16 protein-coding genes are annotated in these 22,343 nt (G+C 52.3%); 5 read left to right on the top strand and 11 right to left on the bottom strand.

Going from position 1 to position 22,343, the window contains the following annotated elements; all coding sequences use genetic code 11:
- Nucleotides 1-94: 94 nt before the first annotated feature.
- Nucleotides 95-676, top strand: coding sequence for a Crp/Fnr family transcriptional regulator (locus B5D63_RS04085; protein WP_078667472.1), 582 nt, complete (start codon nt 95-97; stop codon nt 674-676).
- 3 nt (nt 677-679) lie between these two features.
- Here B5D63_RS04085 and B5D63_RS04080 read toward each other — a convergent pair whose 3' ends face one another.
- The 11 genes from B5D63_RS04080 to B5D63_RS04030 all read right to left on the bottom strand — a co-directional run bounded on the left by B5D63_RS04080 (nt 680) and on the right by B5D63_RS04030 (nt 15,255).
- Nucleotides 680-1,297, bottom strand: a complete 618-nt coding sequence (locus tag B5D63_RS04080; RefSeq protein WP_078667471.1) for an alpha/beta hydrolase — start codon at nt 1,295-1,297, stop codon at nt 680-682.
- A gap of 17 nt (nt 1,298-1,314) precedes the next feature.
- A complete protein-coding gene (locus B5D63_RS04075; protein ID WP_078667470.1) occupies nt 1,315-2,250 on the bottom strand; it encodes a ring-cleaving dioxygenase in 936 nt (311 codons plus the stop codon).
- A gap of 11 nt (nt 2,251-2,261) precedes the next feature.
- Nucleotides 2,262-2,576 carry a response regulator gene (locus tag B5D63_RS04070; RefSeq protein WP_078667469.1) on the bottom strand — a complete coding sequence of 105 codons (315 nt, stop codon included), beginning with the start codon at nt 2,574-2,576 and terminating at the stop codon, nt 2,262-2,264.
- An 11-nt stretch (nt 2,577-2,587) separates the two neighbouring features.
- A complete protein-coding gene (locus tag B5D63_RS04065; protein WP_078667468.1) occupies nt 2,588-3,310 on the bottom strand; it encodes a pirin family protein in 723 nt (240 codons plus the stop codon).
- Nucleotides 3,311-3,471: 161 nt separating this feature from the next.
- Nucleotides 3,472-4,293 (bottom strand): alpha/beta fold hydrolase, encoded by an 822-nt coding sequence (locus tag B5D63_RS04060; RefSeq protein WP_078667467.1) that lies wholly within the window; start codon nt 4,291-4,293, stop codon nt 3,472-3,474.
- Nucleotides 4,294-4,480: 187 nt separating this feature from the next.
- Nucleotides 4,481-5,173 carry a DUF3823 domain-containing protein gene (locus B5D63_RS04055; RefSeq protein ID WP_078667466.1) on the bottom strand — a complete coding sequence of 231 codons (693 nt, stop codon included), beginning with the start codon at nt 5,171-5,173 and terminating at the stop codon, nt 4,481-4,483.
- An 11-nt stretch (nt 5,174-5,184) separates the two neighbouring features.
- Nucleotides 5,185-7,056, bottom strand: coding sequence for a RagB/SusD family nutrient uptake outer membrane protein (locus B5D63_RS04050; protein ID WP_078667465.1), 1,872 nt, complete (start codon nt 7,054-7,056; stop codon nt 5,185-5,187).
- Between the two features lie 10 nt (nt 7,057-7,066).
- Complete coding sequence (locus B5D63_RS04045; protein WP_078667464.1) at nt 7,067-10,207, bottom strand: SusC/RagA family TonB-linked outer membrane protein; 3,141 nt, start codon at nt 10,205-10,207, stop codon at nt 7,067-7,069.
- 113 nt (nt 10,208-10,320) lie between these two features.
- Nucleotides 10,321-12,354, bottom strand: coding sequence for a beta-L-arabinofuranosidase domain-containing protein (locus B5D63_RS04040; protein ID WP_078667463.1), 2,034 nt, complete (start codon nt 12,352-12,354; stop codon nt 10,321-10,323).
- 3 nt (nt 12,355-12,357) lie between these two features.
- On the bottom strand, nt 12,358-14,202 hold the full coding sequence (locus B5D63_RS04035; protein ID WP_078667462.1) for a glycoside hydrolase family 2 protein: 1,845 nt from the start codon (nt 14,200-14,202) through the stop codon (nt 12,358-12,360).
- 30 nt (nt 14,203-14,232) lie between these two features.
- The gene (locus B5D63_RS04030; protein WP_078667461.1) at nt 14,233-15,255 is read right to left on the bottom strand and encodes a glycoside hydrolase family 43 protein; all 1,023 of its coding nucleotides are present in this window, start codon (nt 15,253-15,255) and stop codon (nt 14,233-14,235) included.
- 183 nt (nt 15,256-15,438) lie between these two features.
- On the opposite strand from B5D63_RS04030, the gene B5D63_RS04025 reads away from it, so the two are divergent.
- The 4 genes from B5D63_RS04025 (at nt 15,439) to B5D63_RS04010 (ending at nt 22,291) form a co-directional block, all read left to right on the top strand.
- Nucleotides 15,439-18,603: a ligand-binding sensor domain-containing protein gene (locus tag B5D63_RS04025; RefSeq protein WP_078667460.1), complete on the top strand. Its 3,165-nt coding sequence runs from the start codon at nt 15,439-15,441 to the stop codon at nt 18,601-18,603.
- A complete protein-coding gene (locus B5D63_RS04020; RefSeq protein WP_078667459.1) occupies nt 18,585-19,358 on the top strand; it encodes a response regulator transcription factor in 774 nt (257 codons plus the stop codon). Before B5D63_RS04025 ends, B5D63_RS04020 begins: the two co-directional genes overlap by 19 nt.
- Before the next feature lie 200 nt (nt 19,359-19,558).
- Nucleotides 19,559-21,793 carry a cation:proton antiporter gene (locus B5D63_RS04015; RefSeq protein ID WP_078667458.1) on the top strand — a complete coding sequence of 745 codons (2,235 nt, stop codon included), beginning with the start codon at nt 19,559-19,561 and terminating at the stop codon, nt 21,791-21,793.
- Nucleotides 21,794-21,859: 66 nt separating this feature from the next.
- A complete protein-coding gene (locus tag B5D63_RS04010) occupies nt 21,860-22,291 on the top strand; it encodes a hypothetical protein (protein ID WP_078667457.1) in 432 nt (143 codons plus the stop codon).
- Nucleotides 22,292-22,343 lie beyond the last annotated feature (52 nt).

Here is a 22,343-nt window from a genome sequence, read left to right as displayed (position 1 = left end):
ATATACACTCCGGTACATCATTTGGCTATAGTGATCAATTCCCGGACAAAAGCGGGAGGTATCACAACAACTAATATCCTATCTTTAATAGACTATGTTCGAACAGATTGACCAATTCGTAGACCGCATCATCTCCCTGACGCCGGAAGAGCGGCAGTTATTCCATTCCCTGCTCAAATTCAAACGGGTCAGGAAACGTACCTACCTGTTGCAGGAAGGCGAAATCTGCGATTTTGAAGCGTTTATCGTTAAAGGTTGTATCCGTACCTACTACCTGAGCGAAGACGGAACAGAAACGATCCTTTCCTTTGCCATAGAGGACTGGTGGGTGAGCGATCTTGCCAGCTTTACCGAGCAAACGCCCTCCAACATGTTCATCGAATCACTGGAAGACTGTGAGCTGCTGATCATCGACCATAAGAGCAAAGCAGCGCTCTACGAAAAAATACCCAAGTTCGAGACCTTATTCCGCCTGCTGATCCAGCGTTCGCTGTTTGCGCTCCAGAAGCGTTTTCACAGCCTTATTTCCCAAACGGCGGAACAGCGGTACCTGGCTTTTATAGAGAAATACCCCAAAGTAGTGCAGCGTGTTCCACAGAACCAGATTGCACGTTACCTTGGAGTATCACCTGAATTTTTAAGCAAAGTGAGAAGTACCCTGCAGAAAAAGAAATAGCGGTCAGCTGAATATTTTTTCGGTGGCCAGCCTTATTTCATCTTCAATAATCGTGTGTCCCATATTGTCATAGATCTTCTCTGTCACATCGGCGCCCATGGATTGTAACAGCATGGTAGATGCTGTCACTCTCGCCACCGGCACGTGGAAATCGGGGTTGGAGCTGCCAATGAAAACAGGCGTGCCCTCAAACGTTCCCTGGTAATTTTCCGGATAAAGCCGGTCGCCGATCAGGCCGCCGGTAAAAGCCACAGCTCCGCCATACCTTGCAGCATTTCTCGCTATGAATTCAAGGGTGAGGCAGGCACCCTGCGAAAATCCCAGGAAGTAGATATGTTCCCGGGCAATGCCCTGCTGTTGCAGCTGGTCCGTCATCTTCTTCAGGAGGTCCAGCGCGGAAGAAAGCCACGGTTCATTCTGTGCGGGCGGCGCCAGAAACGACTGCGGGTACCAGGTATGATTGGTGGCCTGCGGCGCCAGCAGCGCATAGTCGCCAACGGGGAACCATTTGGCCAGCGACAGGATATCTTCCGCCGAAGCGCCCCTGCCATGCACCATGATCAATGCCTTCGTAGCTGTTGCCACTGGATTTCCCGCTGTGATAATATTTTCCTTATGCATAAAAATCTCCTTTACATTTATTTCAATACCGGCAATACTTTTTCTATCTCTCCCCGGGCAGGCTCGTACTGTTTGGGCAGTCTGAGGCTGGAACCAAGTTTGTCAAGTGGCTCGTCCACGGTGAAGCCCGGGTTATCGGTGGCGATTTCAAACAACACGCCGCCCGGCTCTCTGAAATAAAGAGAATAGAAATAGTCCCTGTCTATTTTAGGCGTGATCTGTAGCCCTTTGCTCATGATCTTTTCGTGGTATTCCATCTGAATGTCATCATTAGCCACCCTGAAAGCCACGTGGTGATTGGTACCAGCGCCATTGAAGCCGCGCTGACCTTCAGGCACCGCCAGCAAATCGATAATGCCCGCCTGTGGCACCGCATCGGTGATGAAGCGGTAACGGTTGCCCTCCTGGGAAAGCAGGCGGTAACCAAAAATATCGGTGAGCACATCCGCTGTGGCGTCTATTTCTTTCAAAGATAAAGTAGTGCTGTGGAAACCGCGGGTGGCGATATCCGCCTTTACATCGGCTGTTTGCCAGGGAGACCGTGTATCCGGCAATTCAGGTACTGTCAGGTTCAGATGAAGCCCGTCAGGGTCTGTGAAGGAAAGATAAGCTTCGCCAAAACGTTCCTGTATATCGGAAACGGGAACATTAAAACGGGACAACCGCTCTTTCCACGCCTCCAAACTGCCGTCCGGTACGGCGTAGGTAATTTCCGTAGCCATCCCTGTTCCGGTACGGCCGGGAGTGATGTTCTCCCAGGGGAAGAAAGTCAGGATCGTTCCGGGAGAACCCTGTTCATCTCCATAGTAGAAGTGATAAGTGCCCGGATCGTCAAAGTTGACGGTCTTTTTGACCATCCTGAGTCCGAGGACTTTGGTGTAAAAATCATAGTTGCGTTGGGCATCGGCCGCAATAGCGGTAATATGGTGAAGGCCCTGTATTTGTTTTTCCATAGTATTCTTTTTTATTGATGATCGAGTGCGGCGCGCAGTTCGTTTTCCAGCAGCCCGCTGCCACCGCCGTAATGTCTTATCACTTTTGTGGAGGAAGAATGATGGCTGACGGCCTGCCGGATGGCTTCTTCATCCGCCGCGCTGACGCCCACGCAGAGCAGTATGGCGTCGTAGTGGCCGCTGCCTGCTTTCTCCAGCCCTTCTTCCCTGGTAAGGGCCGCAATGCCCTCCCATCCGGCATGACTGTTCAGCAGTCGTTCCACTACCTGCATGATGGCAGGATCGTATCCGATAGCGAGCAGTTTTAATGATATATTCTGGTCCATAATGATCCTTGTTAAGCGTGAATATTCATTGGTACTTCCATGATCAGGATATGAGCCTCGTCACTCAGTGCTTTCACTTCAACGGCGGCAGCGTCCCATACGCCCAGGCCATCCCTGGCTTCCAGCTCTTTGCCATCGACGGAAAAACGGCCGGCTATCACGAAAGCATATACGCCGTTTTGTTCCAGGTGCAGCGGGTAAGTAAAGGAGGCATCGTAGGAAAAGCGGCCGGTGCTAAACCATACGTCCCTGCGGACATAAATACCGTCTGCCTTGTCGGGTGCAATAAATGTATGCAGCCGGTCTTTTCCGGCATCTGCCGGCAGATCGCCCAGCGTATACCGCGGCGGGGTGTTCAGCGTTTCCGGGTAAACCCAGATTTGCAGGAACTCGGCCACCTCATCCTGGCTGTTATTGTATTCGCTGTGAAACAGGCCGCTGCCGGCATGCATCACCTGCAGGGCGCCTGCAGCAGCGATGGCTTTATTGCCCGCTGAATCTTCATGTTTCAGGCTTCCTTTGAGTGGAATACTGATAATTTCCATATTGTCATGCGGATGGCGGCCAAAGCCCTTGCCTCCTGGCAGAATATCGTCATTCAGCACCCGCAGCGCACCAAATCCCATTCTACGGGGATTGTAGTAATCGCCGAAACTAAATGTTTTCTTGCTGTCCAGCCAGTCATGATAATCATGCCCCCGGGTATCTGCTTTATGAAAAATGTACTGTGCCATTACTTTTATATTTATAACACAAAGTTCCGCTATCCCTGCCCGCCGGCCTATGAACCAGGTTAAGAAACCGGGTTAATCTAGGTTAAGAATCCTGACAGGGGTGTCCATAAAAAACGGCCCGGGAATCGCCCGGGCCGCCTTCCATAATTTCCCCGGCCGTATTATGCCTTGATAAAAGCCAGCAGGTCCGCATTAATGGTAGCAGCCTCTGTAGTAGGCATACCATGCGGGAAACCGGGATAAGAAATCAGTTGACCGTTCTTTAACAGCTGTGCTGCTTTTACACCGGTGGTCGCGATCGGTACGATCTGGTCGTCTTCTCCATGCATCACCAGCACCGGAACATCTACGCTTTTGAGATCTTCCGTAAAATCGGTTTCTGAAAATGCCTTGATACAGTCATAATGTGCTTTGATAGCGCCCATCATTCCCTGGCGCCACCAGTTGTCCATAATGCCCTGTGATTTTTTTGCGCCTTCGCGGTTATAACCATAGAACGGGATGGTAAAGTCCTGGAAATACTGCTGCCTGTTAGTGGCTGTGTTAACGCGTATTTCATCAAATACAGACATCGGAACACCGTCAGGGTTGTTGTCATTCTTCACCATGATGGGTGTAACAGCGCTTACCAGCACCGCTTTGGCTACGCGGCCCTTTCCATGTTTGGCAACATAACGGATCACCTCTCCGCCACCGGTGGAGTGACCGATATGCACCGCATCTTTTAAGTCGAGCGCTTTTACCAGTTCCGCCACATCAGATGCGTAGGTGTCCATATCATGTCCAATGGCTGTTTGACTGGACCTGCCATGGCCCCTGCGGTCAAAAGCGATCACCCTGAAACCCTGGTTCAGGAAAAAAATCATCTGTGCATCCCAGTCGTCGCTGGACAAAGGCCAACCATGGTGGAACACCAGCGGTTGCCCGGTACCCCAGTCTTTATAATAAATCTCTGTGCCATCTTTTACTGTAATCTTGTTCATGTTATCAGGTTTTGAAGTTTAATGATAGGAATGGTTTCAACTGATTATTGCTCCACAAAAATCGTTCACCCAATGGCTATCTCCCAATAACTTACATTAAGAAAGCATCTTAATCTAGATTAAGCATCAACAGATGATGGAATTTCCATCTATATACCCTCTTTTGTCTGTCCTCGTTCCCTGTCCGTTATAATTTTTGTTCTATCACCGGCGAAAACAGCATATCCTCCACTCCTTCCACTTTCACGCCTACCCGTACAAATACAGACGATTGCACCGGGTTGATGGCCGGCACATTCACCTGTGTTGTGATGTTCGCCGGGTCCTGGATATCGCCGCCGTTAATGGTTTGATTAGCGATGTTATTGATACCGTCTACAAACTGCGTCCGGTTCACATATAACGTAACACGTTCCACGTTCCTGGCGCGGGTGTCCGTAACGATCTTCTCCAATTTACAGTTAACCGTTACCTGCCGCCCGCTGGCGCTCACTTTGGCGTTCCTGATCATGTAGTAGGGCAATACTTCTATGTCCATGGTACGATCTCCCTTCAATTGCAGCAGCGTAGTGTCGGTGTGACTGGCGCCATCGGGCAGTGTGAGAAAAGGTCCCTGGTTTCCCGGGATCACCAGTTGATAGGTACCGTCAAACAGCAGCGAGGAAAAGGAGCCGTCCTGCGCTACTCCTACGTTAATGGGTGTACGCTTTCCCCAACCGGATTCCCACAGTTCAAAAAACACTTCGCCGTGACCTACATTCACCGCTTCTCCCTGGTAAACGATGCGGCCTTTGAAGCTGGTGCCGGGAGGGGCATAGTTGTCCTTTTTACAGGAAACGGCCAGCAGTATAACTATGATGATAAATAAGCTGTTTCTCATGTGCGTGATTTTTACTGGTTAGGATTTTTGGTCACCAATGGATTGTTGTTCCGGATATCATCCCCGATATAGGAATAATAGTTGCCCAATCTGAACCGATGGGCGCTGGTCACATTACTGGGGATCACTTTTTTAAACACCCATTTGCCATCCTGCGGTGTACCGGGGTTATAGATACGGTAAGGCAACAGGCCGAACACGCGGGTGCTGGTAGAGCGGGCCTTTTCCGGATGGGCGGTTAAATCGGTGGACAGTCCGTCCCACACCACGTGGGCGAGCCGCCAGCGTTTCATATCCCAGAGCTGATGTCCTTCAAAAGCCAGCTCTACTCTCCTTTCATGCACAATACGATCGAAAGTGACATCCGCCGGCGTGAGCGGGATAGTAAAGCCTGCACGGGCCCGCACCTGGTTGAGATAACCGGCAGCCGTGTTAGGGTCGCCCAGCTCAAAGGCCGCTTCCGCCGCGTTCAGCAGCACCTCTGCATAACGGTAACGCACCCACCATACCTCGCTTTTAGTGCCGATGCGGCCCGATCCAACAGCAGGGTCCTGGTATTTGCGCACGTAGAAGCCCGTCTGCGCGCTGAACTCCAGATTGTCTATCGGGCCGTCGAAGCCCACCACCTGCACACGGTTACCGCCCAGCATAGCCTGCCCGCCGAAGTTATTGGCGGTAACGATGCTGCCATCTTTCAGGATATACCCTGCCCAGATATCTACTTTTTTACTTTTGAATTCCGTGCCCGGAAGAATAACTGTACCGGCTAAACGAGCATCCCTGCCGGCAAACATATCTTCTGGTTTGTCGTAGTAGATATAATCACCGTTGGCGGCATTGGTTTGATAAGGCGCAAAGGTGTTGTCCAGTTTTTCAAAAGACTGTACCAGGTTCAGTGAAGGGTTCAACCGGCCGCCCTGCTGCTCTTCCGCGAGAGAGCGCGGCTGGTTGGCCAGCGTCCATTCCTGCACCGTGCCGCTTTGCAGTTTAAAATCCTTCACGAAAATCACTTCCGGATTACCGCCTTTATCATAAAACAAAGCAGCAAAATTATCGGAAAGGTTATCCGGCTTTTTGTTGTACAGCGCATACTTGCCACTGTTAATCAGTTGCCGGGCTGCATTCAGCGCAGTCTGGTAATAACCGGCCGCCATAGATGCGGGAATACCTACCTCACCGCCTGGCAAAGATACCTGCGGGGTGGTGGCGCCGTATTTAGCGATAGCGGCAGCATACAGAGCGGCACGGGCTTTCACCGCCAGCGCCAGTCCTTTGGTGGCCCTGCTCTTGATGTTGGCATCGTCAGGCAACACCTGCATCACGGCATCCATCTCTTTTAATACAAAGTCATAGATGGCGGATTCTTTCTCCCGGGGCCTGCGCAGCGCGCTGGGATCGCCTTTGTAATCATAGGTCAGCGGCTCTAATACCAGCGGCACGCCGCCCATACGTTTCACCAGCTCAAAGTACAGATGGGCGCGCAGGAAGCGGGCTTCTGCCAGAAAACGTTCCCTGGACGCGGGTTTCAGCTGATTCGCTTTTGCGCATTTTTCGATGAACAGGTTCAGCGCCCGGACATAACCATAGTCCCAGAAGCCCCAGGCGCCATAGCCATATTGTTGATTTTTATGGCGGCCGTACTGCCCGGACTCGGAAGCAAACGCCTCGTCGAACGCGGCAAACTCCGACCAGTTTTCGATGGTCTGATAGTCGGGATAACGGTTATAAAGGTCCGCGATGAGTGACAGCACCAGCACTTCGTCTTTCCACACCTGCTCGTCCAGCAGGATATTGCTGGGCGACCGGTCCAGGAAATCATCATTGCTCTTCACACACCCGAATAACGTCAACATCAGCAGTATATAAAAAACATACGTTCTCATAAAGTAGTTTTTAGAAAGTGAGATTGAAACCAACGTTGATAAATTTGTTCTGCGGATACTGTAGCCCGTTCTCATCAATGATCTCCGGCTCAACGCCCAGCTGTCTTACATTATCAATGGAGAACAGATTATAGGTATTGAAGTACAGTCGTACTTTCTTCAGCCTGATCCTGTCCAGCCAGGGCTGTGGCAGCGTATAGCCTAATTCCATGGTACGCAGGCGGATATAATGCACGTTGGTGAGCCAGAAAGTAGAAGGTTTATTGTAGTTACTGTGACCGCCATCATTGTACCGCAACGCCGGATATTTGCCGGGTATCCATTTGCTGTTTACATCAAAAGGATCTTCACGGTGCCAGCGATCTTCATAGAATTGTCTCAGCAGGTTGCCATTGTTCTGGTAAGGCCAGCGCATCTCCCAGTTTTGTGAATAGGAATACAGCGAGCCACCGGAGAAGTCGGCGGAGAAGTCGATACCTTTCCAGCGCACACCAATGTTAAAACCCATACCGATGGTGGGATTTCCGGTAGTCTGGTAGCCGATGGGCCGCACGTCCTGTCCATCGATGAAGCCGTCGCCGTTCACGTCTTTATAGATCAGGTCTCCGGGCAGCAGTGTCTTATTCCCTTTTCCATCAACGTTCACCGGGTAATGATTGATTTCTTCCTGTGATTTAAACTGGCCTATTGCTTCAAAGCCCCAGTATACGCCGCTCCAGCGGTTTTCCTGTGAAGTCATGTAATGGTCCAGGGAGTTGCCCCACAGCGGCTTGTAGGACTGCAGGAAACGGCCACGGGAATACGAAAAATTACCACCTACCATAAACTGTACCTGTCCTATCTTGCCGTTGTAGGCCGCAGATATTTCCCCTCCTATCTGTGCGTCGCTGTTGACGTTTTCTTCCGGCAGCGAATAACCCACTTCACTGGGCACCAGGATGTCGTACTTAGGGCCACGCAGACCGGTACGTTTGCGGTAGAAGTAATCCACTGCGCCGGTCACCTTGCCGTTCCACAGCGAGTAGTCGATACCGATATCGGTGATGCGGGATACAAACCAGGACAAGCGGTTGTTGGGAACGCCTTTGTCCGCAGAGCCTACCACCACCTGACCATCGAGGATCACTTTGGAGACATTGTATTTGTAACCCGACATATAATCGTAAGCGCCGATACCGATATCATCGTCACCCAGCTCACCGTAGGAAGCGCGGATTTTCAAGTCAGAGAGGATGCTGTTGCGGCCCAGCAGGCGACGAAAGAAGTCTTCCTCCGTAATGCGCCATCCGGCAGATACAGAAGGGAAAAAGCCCCAGCGTCTGTCTGGCGCGAACTTCCAGGAAGCGTCGCTTCTGCCGGCGACTTCCACAAAATACTTGTCTGCGAAGCTGTAGTTCAGGCGGCCTATGTAACCGATCCTCGCCTGCGTATCGTCGTTGTCGTTATAGGTGTCCATATCGGCGAACTGTATCAGGGGCAGCACATTGTTTTTCGGAACGGCATGCAGCCATACGTCTATCTCGCGGCGCACGATACGCTCCGCCACCACTGTAGCGCCGATACTGTGCCTGCCGAAAGTGTTGGCATAGTTGGCCTGCCCCTGCGTTACCTGCTCCAGTATTTTACGGGTGCCTCTTTCCCGCCACGGGTTGGAACTACCACCGGTACGGCGATAGCTGCTGTCCTGCGGATAAAAAGTATATGTGTCATACGTATATTCATGCCCGTTCATCAGCCGGTCGGCAAAGTAATAGGAATACATGCCTTTGAGCGTAAGCCCTTTGAGCGGCGTATTGTACTCGGCGTTCAGGTTGGTCTGCAACACGCGCCAGGTCTCTGTCCAGTAGCCGGAGATGGCTTTGGACTGCACCGCCCAGTTTTCAGTATTGTGACCGATATCATTGGGATAGGCGGGGTTATCGTTGGCGTAGGGCCGCTCTGTAGGCCTGTTGCGGAACAGTGCAAAACGGGGCGCCCAGTAGTCGTCCCCGCCCGGTACGCCCGGATTATCGCGCTCTTCAATACGCCCATTGATTTGTACACCTACTTTGAGGCGTTTGGTAATGCGGGCATCCACATTACTTTGAATGTTGGTACGGTTAAACTGAAACTCCCGTCCCAGCACCGACTTCTGGTCCAGCCGGGTGACGGAGAGATAATAGTTAATATTTTCAGAGCCACCCGTAGCATTCACGTTGATGGAGCGTTGCGGTGCATTGCTTTTGATAATAAAGTCATACCAGTCGAAGCTCTGGTAACCTTTCTCCGTACCGGCTTTCCATTTCTCCAGTTCCTCCGGGGTGATCTGTGTGCCCGGGTTTTCGCGGTTCATTTCCGCTTCGGCCTTGCCCAGCATCCATTCATAAGCGCCTACTGTTTTAGGGAATCGCGACCAGTTCTGCCATCCCGTGTAACCATCTACGTTAATCAGGTTCCCACTTCCCATGCGGCCTCTTTTAGTGGTCACTACGATCACACCGTTGGCGGCACGTACGCCGTAGATGGCGGCGGATGCGTCTTTGAGCACGGTGATGCTTTCGATATCGTTGGGTGAAATGTTATTGAACTGGCCCGCATCTTTTTGTATGCCATCGATCACATAGAGCGGGTTGCCCATATTACGGATCTGGATATTGGCGGAAGCGCCGGGCCTGCCGTCGGGCATACGGAAGCTGACACCGGGGATCTTGCCGGCCAGCGTGGCGCTGACGGTAGCACCATGTACCCGCTCTATATCCTTGGCAGTGATGGCGGATACCGCGCCGGTTACGGACTCTTTCCGTTGCGTACCGTAGCCCACCACGATGACTTCTCCCAGCCCTTTGTTGTCAGGGTCCAGCTGCACCGTCATGGGTTTACCGGGCGTGACCGGCAGTTCTTTCCGTTGGTAACCCACATAGGTAAAAACGAGTATGGCATGCTCATCGGGCACATTGAGGGAAAAAGCGCCCATATCGTTGGTGGAAGCGCCTTTGGTGGTGCCTTTCACACTCACGCTGACACCGGGCAACGGACTGCCTTTTTCGTCCGTGACTTTACCGGTGACAGGGATCTCCGCCGCAAAGGCCGGTATATCTGTCAACAGCAGCAAACAAAAGGCAATAAGGGGTAGGTTCCGGGCAAAGCCCGGAAATGGTAATGGTGTTTTCATAACGAGATTATGTTTGGGTGATTTTGGTTTCCCACCCCGGGCCTGCCCGACGGGTGGCTGTTACTTTCGTTTTAGTTTTGTCATCACATGTAAAAAGTGCTGGTGTCTATATCCTATCTGACTACGGGAAATGCTACGACTCTTACTTTGGTGCAACCGTAAGGCACAAGGGTGATCGTTTCTTCTTCAGCGGCTGTTGGTCCTTTGTAGGTACCCTCCCTGGCGGTGACGGGCTGCGGCGCCACATCGTCTACCAGTTGCCATGCCGGTATTTTTTTGGCGGCCGTGGTGATGCTCACCGGCGCATGTTCGAGGTTCCAGACGAAGTCGGCGGAGACAGGTTTGCCCTTATGGACGGTAAAGTGCTGTGCAGGCGCTTTCACTGCTTTTTCCAATAGCCCGAAGTTCCACGCTCCTTCCGGGAATATGCTGAAATATTCTCCTTCGTGTTCATCGACTGCTTTTTCCCAGCGCTCTCCTAACTTCAGCGCATATACGAGTGGTCCTCTTTCCACGGCGCGGGAGTTGCGGCCCCAGGCGGAGACAGTTACCTCCATAGGCAGCTGTAATACCAGCTGATCGTTGTTTTTCCAGCTCCGCTGCAGCGTGATGATCTGCCCGCCTTTTTCGCGGCGCAGCAGCTGCCCGTTGAGCGTGACCACCGCTTCCCGGCACCAGGCCGGAATGCGCAGCTGCAAAGGAAATTCCACGGTACCGGAAGTACGGAAAGTAAAGCTCACCTGGTCATCGAAAGGATAGGCTGTCTCTTCGAGAATGGTGACCGGTCGCTGTTGTTTACCGACTTTCGCCGTCACTTCGTTGGGGCTGTAGCTCAGCGCGGCGAGGCCCTGGTTACCGGCAGCATACCACAGGTGGGAAGCAAACTTCGTCCAGCCCTGGTGCATGTTGGCGGTGCAGCAGGTGTACCCGCTACGCAGGCCATACACGTTGTTCATCTCCCTTTCAAAAGGCAGGGAGAAGTTGAACACGCCTTTTTTCACCTGTACCTGGTTGGCTATCTGGAAATACTGTTTATTGTTATAATCGTCTGTCGTTTGTGTGGGGAGCGCGTTGAATGTCATACGTTCCAGCGCGTCCATGTAGCGGATGTCGCCGGTGATGCCGATGATCTCTTCCAGGGAAAACATTGATTCCACAATGGCGCATAATTCCGTCCCCTGCGTAGGGGCGTTACCGTGCAGGTCTTCATCGGCGGAGAAAATGCCCATAGGCAGGCCATGCAGCGTCATCAGGTCATGGAAGCCGGTGTGCAGTGAATCGAGGTATTGCCGGTCGCCGGTGCGCTGATAGTTCACCGCCGGATCTTTTAATCCCATGGCCACATTTACGCCGTGGCGGTGCATCCACTGGTGATCGTCCTGTTGGGTGGCGGCGTCTATTACCCAGCTACGGTTGCCAAACCAGTTGGTCCACGGATAACTCTGTCGCTGTATCAGCGCCGCCAGTTCCAGCAGGGAAGGGTCTTTGGTTTGCTGGTACAGCCACTGTGCCACCAGCACATTGTCGGCGCCGCGGGAAGTGGCCCACCCCGACCACTGACCGATGGGGCATTTCTTCAGTACCTGCAACTGGTACTGAAAATACTTCTTCAGGAAGGGAATCACACGGCTGTCACCGGTGGCAGTGTAGTATTGTTGCAATACTTTCAGTATCACCATTTTCGGCCACCAGTCTTCCCCCGCTTCCGGGTTATTAACGGTAACGGATATACTTTTTTCGCGCTCAGCTTTGGTGATAGGGCCAAAATAACCGGATGGACGCTGGTGATCCAGCGTCCAGTTAATATAGCGTAGCACTTTTTGTTTCAGTGCGGCATCATCCAGCAGGTATGCCAGTGGTACCGCACCATCCAGCCAGTAGGGCGTCTCTTCCCCTCCATCACCTTTTCCGCCGAGCCAGCCGTTATCGTTTTTTATTTTGTTGTGGACTTCATCAAGATGGCCGCTGCTGCCGTCGCGCATGATCTGCAACTGATGCAGCAGCCAGCCACGGGGTTTTACCGCGCCCAGCGGCAGCTCCTGGTATACCGGTGTTTTAAAAACAGGAGAAACCGGCGAATGGTAAGCATTCGCCGGTATAAAGCCAACTATAATGGATGTGAGTGCGAACAACGTGGAATAGCGCATATTTTATGGTTTGACTGTTACCAGGGCGGGATTATACAGTTTCTGACTGGCAGCTTTTAATTGCTCTACCGGCACTTTCTGTACCCTGCGGTCGTAGGTCATCAGACCGTTGATCTCTACTTCCACGTCGGTAGTCTGCGTGTATACCGCGGCAGAGAGGCCCAGTTTAATCAGTTCTTCCAGGCGGTCAGTGAAAGCGGAATAACGTTTAAACAGTTCATCTGCATTTTTAAAGCTCTGATATCCCCAGTTGTCTTTCTGTTGCCATACATGGCCATCTACCGGCAATCCCAGGCCGCCGTATTCTCCCAGCACGATGGCGCGTTTGTCGCCGTAGATCGCAGGATCGGGCATCGCCGGCTCCGGATAGTTGTGCAGGTCGATAATGGGCCCTATCGGGTAGAAGTTGCCACCGCTGGCCGTATTCACGAGGCGGGACGGGTCTTTTTTCATCGTCCATGCGGCAATGTCCATGGTCTTAAACTGTCCCCATGCTTCGTTGAACGGCGTCCATACGATGATAGAAGGGAAGTTGTACAGGGTATTGATGATAGCGTTCCATTCTTTGCGGTAATACGCTTCAGATTCAGCAGAGCGATTTTTGTCGGTCGCCCTGTCGATGATGCCCGGGCGCATTTCCCAGCCGTTGCCAAGGTCGCCGCTGGGCATATCCTGCCATACCAGCATTCCCAGCTTATCGCAGTAGTAATACCACCTGGCCGGTTCTACTTTGATGTGTTTACGGATCATGTTAAAGCCCATGGCTTTGGTCTGCGCGATATCATATAACAGCGCTTCATCGGTGGGGGCGGTGTACAGCCCGTCAGGCCACCAGCCCTGGTCCAGCGGACCGAACTGGAACACGAAGTGATTGTTGAGCAACATACGCTGAACACCATTGTTATCTTTTCCGATAGATGATTTACGCATGGCGAAGTAACTCTTTACTTCGTCTATCACTTTACCTTTACGGGTAATGGTAAAACGGAGATCGTACAGGAAAGGGGACTCCGGAGACCACAGTTTGGGAGAGGTTATCTTCAGTTGCAGCGGTTGTGCTTCCAGGTTACCGGCAGCCACTTCGGTATTGCCGTCGTAGGCGGTTACCTTCACCACGTCGCCAGGCTGGCGGCCTGGGATATCTGCATTCACGGTCAGTTCTCCGCGATCGATATCAGGCGTTTGCGTAGTGCCGGCGATATAAGTGTCTGCCACACCTTCCACCCATACCGTCTGCCAGATGCCAGTTACCGGCGTATACCAGATCCCGTTAGGTTTCTTTACCTGTTTGCCTCGGGGCTGCGGACCCTCGTCGGTAGGGTCCCAAACGCTGATGGTGATTTCCTGTGCGCCTTTCTTCAGGAAAGGAGTGATATCGAAAGAGAAGGGATCGAAGCCGCCTTCATGGGAACCGGCTTCTTTGCCATTCACGTATACGGTAGTACGCCAGTCCACCGCACCAAAGTGCAGCAGCACTTTTTTACCTTTCATAGCGGCTGGCAGCGTGATATTTGTACGGTACCACAAGAGACTGTCTTTTCCTACGGTACGGCCTACGCCGGACAGGCCCGATTCAATGGCGAAGGGCACTAATATCTTTCCGTCCCAGGACGTGGGCGTGGCAGCATTTTTTTCGCGTACAGCATACTGCCATAATCCGTTGAGGTTTTTCCAGTTGCCGCGCACCAGCTGCGGACGGGGGTATTCAGGTAATACCGCCGCAGGATTTACTTTCTCACTCCACGGAGAAGTGATCTTATTGCCTGCAATTTTCCAGTCCTGCTGTGCCTGCGCCGTGGACATTAATCCGAGGGATAAAGCCAGTAATAAAAGGTTGTTTCTAATCATAGTTATCAATTATCAAATATCGAATGAAGATTATTCCCCGCCGGGTTGCTGTTGTGGTACGCCAATTTTCACCGGTTCTCCGATCACCGGCAGGCCGTTGCGGTCCCAGGCAAGGGGCTGCATGCGGGGATTCCGTTGACCGCCGCAGCCCTGTCCCGCACGGGAGTTGGCGTGATAGATGATCCAGTCTTCTTTCCCGTTGACCGATTTAAAGAAACCGTTATGTCCGGGAGAGAAAGCGCCGTTTTCCGGTTTACCTTTGAGAATGGGTTCCGGCATTTTGGTCCAGTTAGCTGCCACCATCGGGTCTCCATTTTTCTTGAGACGTAACAGGCCGAGGGCGTAATCGTCGGTCCAGCAACCGCTGACGGAGAAGACGAGGAATACGTCTTTTTGTTTGTTGACCAGTATCTCCGGGCCTTCGTTGATCCCGTTTTTCTCCCAGGGATATTGTGGCGCGGCAATTTCCACGCGGCCGGACACCAGCGTCCATGGATTTTTCATCCGGGCGATATACAGCCGCTGCACGTTGTCTTTACCGTTATGGCCGCTCCAGATGAAGTAACGTTGCCCCTTATACGTAAAGACGGTCCCGTCGATCGCAAAATCATCGGCCGCCGTATCGCGGACCTGCCCTTTGCTGGTCCAGTTGCCGGTGGTAGGGTCTGCAGCCGTGTTTTCCAGTACGAAGGTGTGTTGCGGGTGCACGCTGTCAGACGAACCGGCGGTGTAATAAAGATACCATTTACCATCCAGGCGGTGCAGCTCCGGCGCCCAGATATCACGGGCGTCGGGTCCCTGGGCCGGCGGTGTCCATACCACGGTGGCCGGTGCGGCAGCTAAGGCCGACATGGCTTTGGTTTTACGGATGGTGATGTTATGGCCCGTGGTGGCCATGTAATAGTATACGCCCCTGTCCCGTATTACCCAGGGATCAGGGCCACCTGGCAGCAACGGATTGGTAAACGTTGCGGCTGTGTCCGGTCTTGCCGGCTGACTAAAGCCAGTCATGGTCAGTAAAAGATACAAGGTGAACAGATAGCCGCCTTTCATAACATAGATTTTGATTGATTTAAGCGTACAAAAAACGCTTAAACTATTTTCCAAAGAAAAAGAATACCCCGGTTGCTAGTACACCTTATCGTCTCAATCTTTTTACAATTTGTCTCATTTTTGACGGCAGACCTTGATACCTCAATCGGATTGGATATTATTATCTTTATAAAAACCTTTTGATTGTTGCTGTTGCGATGTATTGTCATTTTCTTTTTGTTGCTTGCCGGCTTCCCGGCACGCAGCCAGTCTGTCAACTTTGTTCATTACCAGGTAGAGAACGGGCTGTCGAATAATGCGGTGATCTGTTCCTGGCAGGACAGGCAGGGCTTTATGTGGTTCGGTACCAAGGATGGCCTCAACCGGTTCGACGGGTACACTTTCCGTATCTTCCGCCATGACCCGCAGCTGCCGGGCAGTATCGGCGGCAACTATATCTCGGTGATATGGGAAGACAACGACGGCTTGCTGTACGTGGGCACCGACAAGGGGTTGTACGCCTATCACCCGGCCACGGAGCAGTTCACCTCCATCAAAGCGCAACCTGGTATCATCCTCGCAATTGACAAAGACCTCGACGGCAATATCTGGTTCAGCGATGACCTGAAACTGTACCGGTACAATCCCCGCACCGGCGGACTAACCGCCCCTGCACATTATCCGCAGGCCAGCTCCCTCTGCAGGGCCGCTGATGGCAACATCTGGCTGACATCGCCCGAAGGGCAGATAGCAAAGTATAACAGGCAAACAGACCGGTTCACGGCTTATCCCCTGTTCGATCACTCTCCCACGCCTACCTCCACCTGGATCACCAAAATGACCGCTGCCGGACCGGACACGATCCTGATAGGCACCACCACGCAGGGCCTCAAACTGTTCAACACGCGACTGCATACCTACCAGGACCTGCTCACCCGTACGGAAGAAGGCACGGGCACGTATGTACGCGATTTCCTGCGCCGCGGCCCGGACGAATACTGGATAGCCACGGAGAGCGGTATTTATATCTACCACCCGTCAGACAGCAGTTACATCAATCTGCGCAAAAAATACAACGATCCCTATTCCATCTCCGACAATGCGGTATACACGCTGTACCGCGACCGGGAGGGCGGCATCTGGGCCGGAACTTATTTCGGCGGCGTCAATTACTTCACCGAATCCTATACCGCTTTCGAAAAGTTTTTCCCCCGTACCGGCGAAAACGCGCTGGGCGGCAACGCTGTCCGGGAGATATGCCCCGATCGCTATGGCCGCCTGTGGATAGGAACAGAAGATGGCGGACTAAACAGCATGGATATACGTAGCGGTAACATCACCCGCATCCGGCCATTGCCCGGCGGTGGCGGCCTGTCACATACCAACCTGCACGGACTGCTGGTCACCGGCGACACCTTATGGATCGGCACTTTCGAACACGGCCTCGATCTGCTGGATGTGCGCAACGGGAAGTTTATCCGCCATTATGCCGCCGGCAACGGTCCTTACGACCTGCACAGCAACTTCATCTACAGCATCACACAGACCTTACAGGGAGAAATACTGTTCTGCACTTCAAGGGGGCTTTACCGTTACCTTCCGGAACACGATGGTTTCGCTCCCATAAAAGAAGTGCCCGATTACTTTTTTTACACCTGCGTATACAAGGACAGCGAGGGTACTTACTGGGCGGGCACCACGCGCGACGGCCTGTATCACTTCAACCCGCGCACGGGCAGCACGGGCGTATACCTGTACAATAATACTGACAGTACCAGCCTGCCTAACAACCGCGTGGACCATATACTGGAAGACAGCCGCCGCCAGCTATGGTTCACTACCGAAGGAGGCCTGTGCCGGCTGGACAAGGCCACCGGCCGCTTTGTACGGTATACTACCCGCAACGGCCTGTTGAGCAACATGACGTACAACCTGCTGGAAGATGACCAGCACGATCTGTGGATCACCACCTCCAAAGGACTGGCGCACCTCCGTCCTGCCACCGGTAACATCAAAGTATATACGAAAGCTAACGGACTGCTCAACGATCAGTTCAACTACAACTCAGCATACAAAGACAGCTGCGGCACCATGTACTTCGGCAGCGTAAAAGGGATGATCCGTTTCAACCCCGCCAGTCTGCCGGCCGACAGTTACGTGCCCCCTGTATACCTCACCGGCTTCCAGGTATACAACAAGCCGCTGCTGCCCGGTAACCCCGTGCTGCCCAAAGCCATCAACTATACCGATACCATTACACTCGCGTACGACCAGTCGTCTTTTAGCATCGACTTTGCCGCCCTCCGTTTCAGTGCGCCCGAGACCACGCCTTACGCCTACAAGATGGAAGGGCTGGATAAAGACTGGACATACCTGGAGGCCAACCGCAAAGCGGTTTTCACCAAACTGGCGCCCGGCACCTATCATTTCCTGGTGAAAGCCGCCAACAACAGCGGTCAGTGGACCACCGCCCCGCGGCAGCTGACCATCCGTATCCTGCCGCCTTTCTGGGCCAGCTATCCCGCTTATGCACTTTACCTCGTCACGCTCTGCAGCCTCATCTGGGTTATCATCCGCCATTACCGGCAACGCAACCGGCAGCAGCAGCAGCGCCGCATAGAACTGCTGGAACATGAAAAAGAGAAAGAGCTGTACCAGGCCAAAATTGAGTTTTTCACACACATCGCCCATGAGATACGCACGCCGCTGACACTGATCAAAGGCCCGATGGAAAAAGTGATACAGCGCTCCGGAGAAGTACCGCAGGTGCAAAAAAACCTCCAGATCATGGAGCGTAATACCAACCGGTTGCTGGACCTGACCAACCAACTGCTCGATTTCCGGCGCACAGAGATCAACGGCTATAAACTGAATTTCGTGAAAGCCGCTATCCCGGCGTTGTTACAGGAGATACACCTTCAGTTTATTCCCGCCGCCGAAGAGAAAGAGCTGCAGTTCCGTATAACCCTTCCCGTGTCTGATTTTTTTGCTTACATCGATATCGAAGCGTTCAACAAGATCATCAGCAACCTGACCAGCAACGCCATCAAATACGCCGCAGGCGAGGTGTTGACAGAACTGCTGCCCGTTTCCCCCGATGCGGAACATTTTACCATTCGTATCCACAACGACGGACCGCTCATCCCTGCTGAAATGAAGGAGAAGATATTTGAGCCCTTCTTCCGCGGCAAAGGCGCCGGTAACCAACCTGGCACCGGTCTGGGTTTATCTATCGCCCGGTCGCTCGCCCAACTGCATCAGGGCACTCTGGAGTTGCAATACATCGACTATCACCATGTTTTTGTACTGACATTACCTATACATCAGGAAATAGAATTTAATCTCAGCAAATGGAAAAACATATCATAGCCCGGCCACAGCTGCTGCTGGTAGACGATAACCAGGAAATCCTTGACTTTATCGCCGACGACCTGCAGGATAAATACCATATCGTTACCGCGAAGGACGGCGTCACCGCGCTGAGCGTGCTGCGCGACAGCGCCATCCAGCTGGTGGTCAGTGATGTGATGATGCCTGAAATGGACGGCTTTGAACTGTGCCGACAGATTAAATCAGATGTGGAGTACAGCCATATTCCCGTGATACTGCTCACTGCCCGCAATACCCTGCAATCGAAGATCGAAGGCCTCGAACTGGGCGCCGACGCCTATATCGAGAAACCTTTCTCTCCCGCCCACCTCGAAGCGCAGATCGCCAGCCTGCTCAGCAACCGGCAAAAAGTACGGGACCACTTCGCCACTTCCCCCGCCGCACATATCCGCAGCATGGCTATCTCCCGCGCCGATGAAGCTTTCCTCGATAAGCTGCATGAGATCATCCTGCAACATCTCACGGATGTTAACCTCGATGTGGAAGTCCTCGCCGACAAAATGAATATGAGCCGCCCTACCCTGTACCGCAAGATAAAAGTCATCTCCGACCTTACCCCTCATGAGCTGATCAGCCTTACCCGCCTCAAAAAAGCCGCCATGCTGCTGGACAGCGGCTACTATAAAGTCAATGAAGCTGCCGAAATGACCGGCTTCGCGTCGTTGAATAACTTCAGCCGCAATTTCCAGAAACAGTTTGGGATACTGCCATCGGAGTACCTGGCGAGGAAATAAGTCTGGCGTTTTTCAAGAAATCTCCCCATCATCATCCACCCTGTGTTTTCCCAATAACTTTTCACTTGTCAACCCCCTGAAAAAATAATATATTAGCGAAGTTCAGCGATTCGACAATTGGCTTTAACACATTATGCCAGGGCGTTTATACGCACTGACATAACCGTACATCACGCAATCTATAAATCGATTTTTACTGTATGCATCTACCGAAATTGATTATTGACCTGGCATTGATCCTTGGAGCGGCAGGTATTATTACTTTATTATTCAGGCGACTGAAACAGCCCATGGTACTGGGCTATATCATCGCCGGCTTCATCGTGGGCCCTAACTTCCACCTTTTCCCTTCCATCAGCGACGGAGAAAGCGTAAAGATATGGTCCGAGATCGGCGTTATCTTTTTATTATTTTCCCTCGGCCTTGAGTTCAGTTTCAAAAAGCTGATGCGTGTGGGAGGCACGGCGGCGATTACCGCGTTCACTGAAATCGCCTGTATCACCGTGGCCGGGTATTTTACCGGTCAACTAATGGGCTGGAGCACGATGGACAGCCTCTTTCTCGGTGGCTTGCTCGCCATTTCGTCCACCACTATTATCATCCGTGCATTTGAAGAACTGGGCATCAAGAAAAAGCCCTTTACCAAAATCGTATTCGGCGTATTGGTGATAGAGGACATTGTGGTGATCCTGTTGATGGTATTGCTTTCCACGATGGCGGTAAGCAAACAGTTTGAGGGTTCTCAGATGTTATTTACCATTGCCAAACTGATGTTTTTCCTCGCAGTATGGTTTCTGGCGGGCATTTTCCTGCTACCTACTTTCCTGAAAAAAATGGAGAAATACATGAACAGCGAAACGCTGCTCATTCTCAGCATCGCCCTCTGTCTGGGCATGGTGATACTGGCCACACAAGTGGGCTTCTCTGCAGAACTGGGCGCCTTTATCATGGGCTCCATTATCGCCGAGACCACCTCTTCTGAAAAAGTAGAACATCTCATACAACCGGTGAAAGATCTGTTCGGCGCTATTTTCTTTGTATCTGTAGGGATGCTTATCAACCCGGAGATGATCATAGAATACCGCTGGCCGGTGCTGTGGATTACGCTGCTGACGATCTTCGGGAAATTTATCAGCACTGGTGTGGGCGCTCTCTTGTCCGGCCGCCCACTGAAAGAGGCGGTGCAGGTGGGGATGAGCATGGCACAGGTGGGCGAGTTTGCCTTCATCATCGCTACGCTGGGCGTAACGCTTGGGGTGACCAGCGAGTTCCTGTTTCCCGTGGCGGTAGGTGTGTCTGCGGTAACAACCTTCACCACGCCGTATATGATCCGTTTCTCCACGCCCATGTACAACTGGCTGTCGAAGATCATCCCGGAAAAATGGCTGCTGGCACTCAACCGCTACTCCGCCAGTTCACAAACACTGCAGGCGGAAAGCGACTGGCGCATTGTGCTCAACGCCTACCTGAAAGTGATCATTCTTAACAGCGTGGTGCTGATCGCCATCATCCTGTTCAATACCTACTACGCAGGGCCTTTCATTGCGAAGTATGTGGAAAACCAGCTGCTGGCCAAGCTGATCGCCGTAGTGCTGGCCATCGCCATGATGGCGCCGTTTATCTCCGCGCTCACCATCAAAAAAGTCCAGGGTATCGCCTATAAAGCGCTGTGGCTCGACTCAAAATACAACCGCGGACCACTGGTGGTGGTGGAAGTCATCCGCAACATGATAGCCGTACTGCTGGTAGGTTTCCTGCTCAACCAGTTCTTCCCCTTCTGGCAGGCATTGCTGGGCACCTCGCTGGTGATGCTGCTGGTACTGCTGGCGCTGCGTCAGCAGCTACAGAAGTATTACAGCCGTATTGAACACCGTTTCCTCTCCAACCTGAACGCGCGCGAAGAGGCAGATGCCGCCAAAAAAACACCGGCAGCCGACTTGCTGCCCTGGGATGCACAGGTCTCCGAAATAGAGATCAATCCCTGGTCTTCGCTGATCGACACACCGCTGGTGGACCTCCAGCTACGGGAAAAATACGGCATCAACGTAGGCGCCATTAAAAGAGGAAACATCACCATCTATGCTCCTACCCGGCAGGAAAAACTATTCCCGAATGACGTGATCGTGGCCATCGGTACGGAAACACAGCTGGAAGAATTCAACCGTGTAGTGAATACACTCGTGGTAGAACGGAGCGACGACATGGCAGATGACAACGTAGGCCTGACCAGCATTGTGGTGGATGAACATAACGGGCTAAAAGGGCAAACCATTCGCAGCTCCGGTATCCGGGAAAGGACCAACGCCCTCGTGGTAGGCATCGCCCGCGGCAGCGAACGTATCCTCAACCCGCCGTCCGATATGACTTTTGAATGGGAAGATGTAGTGTGGCTGGTAGGAGACCGGAAAAAGATATCAGAACTCGCCAAAAAATAGCGACTGTTCACCTAAGGCAAAATCGCCGTGGAAACCCAGTTTTTTTCATTTCAAAAACAATATACCATGTCTAACGAAAAGACCATTATGGAGGAGGCAAGCCAGCTTCCGAATGATCCCGATTGTACCATTACCATTACGGATGCCGGGCCCGTTCCCAATTATTACACTCCCAACGATACCAACATTCAGGATGCGATAAACGGCATTTCCGAATTAGTATTTACGGATATCTGGCGACTACCTCCATTCAGGAAAACGTCGGGATCCGTAAACCTCATGGTATGGGCAGTTATGCCAGACGGTGGACGGACCTGGTGGATAACAATAAATGGGTTAGATGAAGCGAATACAATTGCAGCCGTGAATGCTTTGGGAGATCTTACCACTGTTTCCACGCAGGAAAGAGCTACTTATATACAAACCATGACAAGGGCCGCATTAGTCGAGAGCGTAAAAACCGGGATAGCCAAGAATGTAAATGGACCTTGTAAATAGAAAAAATAAGGGCTGACCAATTTCTATTTTTTGGTCAGCCTTTATGCTCCCT

This window comes from Chitinophaga eiseniae, assembly GCF_900167135.1.
GTDB lineage: Bacteria > Bacteroidota > Bacteroidia > Chitinophagales > Chitinophagaceae > Chitinophaga > Chitinophaga eiseniae.
The sequence above is the reverse complement of the archived record's forward strand: the minus strand, read 5'-3'. Positions and strand labels throughout refer to the sequence as shown.

Coding starts and splice junctions, on each gene's coding strand:
- B5D63_RS04055 (WP_078667466.1), bottom strand. CDS start 5,173: ATGAGAAACAGCTTATTTATCATCATAGTTATACTGCTGGCCGTTTCC.
- B5D63_RS04070 (WP_078667469.1), bottom strand. CDS start 2,576: ATGGACCAGAATATATCATTAAAACTGCTCGCTATCGGATACGATCCT.
- B5D63_RS04065 (WP_078667468.1), bottom strand. CDS start 3,310: ATGGCACAGTACATTTTTCATAAAGCAGATACCCGGGGGCATGATTAT.
- B5D63_RS04060 (WP_078667467.1), bottom strand. CDS start 4,293: ATGAACAAGATTACAGTAAAAGATGGCACAGAGATTTATTATAAAGAC.
- B5D63_RS04075 (WP_078667470.1), bottom strand. CDS start 2,250: ATGGAAAAACAAATACAGGGCCTTCACCATATTACCGCTATTGCGGCC.
- B5D63_RS04040 (WP_078667463.1), bottom strand. CDS start 12,354: ATGCGCTATTCCACGTTGTTCGCACTCACATCCATTATAGTTGGCTTT.
- B5D63_RS04015 (WP_078667458.1), top strand. CDS start 19,559: ATGCATCTACCGAAATTGATTATTGACCTGGCATTGATCCTTGGAGCG.
- B5D63_RS04010 (WP_078667457.1), top strand. CDS start 21,860: ATGTCTAACGAAAAGACCATTATGGAGGAGGCAAGCCAGCTTCCGAAT.
- B5D63_RS04080 (WP_078667471.1), bottom strand. CDS start 1,297: ATGCATAAGGAAAATATTATCACAGCGGGAAATCCAGTGGCAACAGCT.
- B5D63_RS04020 (WP_078667459.1), top strand. CDS start 18,585: ATGGAAAAACATATCATAGCCCGGCCACAGCTGCTGCTGGTAGACGAT.
- B5D63_RS04035 (WP_078667462.1), bottom strand. CDS start 14,202: ATGATTAGAAACAACCTTTTATTACTGGCTTTATCCCTCGGATTAATG.
- B5D63_RS04085 (WP_078667472.1), top strand. CDS start 95: ATGTTCGAACAGATTGACCAATTCGTAGACCGCATCATCTCCCTGACG.
- B5D63_RS04030 (WP_078667461.1), bottom strand. CDS start 15,255: ATGAAAGGCGGCTATCTGTTCACCTTGTATCTTTTACTGACCATGACT.
- B5D63_RS04050 (WP_078667465.1), bottom strand. CDS start 7,056: ATGAGAACGTATGTTTTTTATATACTGCTGATGTTGACGTTATTCGGG.
- B5D63_RS04045 (WP_078667464.1), bottom strand. CDS start 10,207: ATGAAAACACCATTACCATTTCCGGGCTTTGCCCGGAACCTACCCCTT.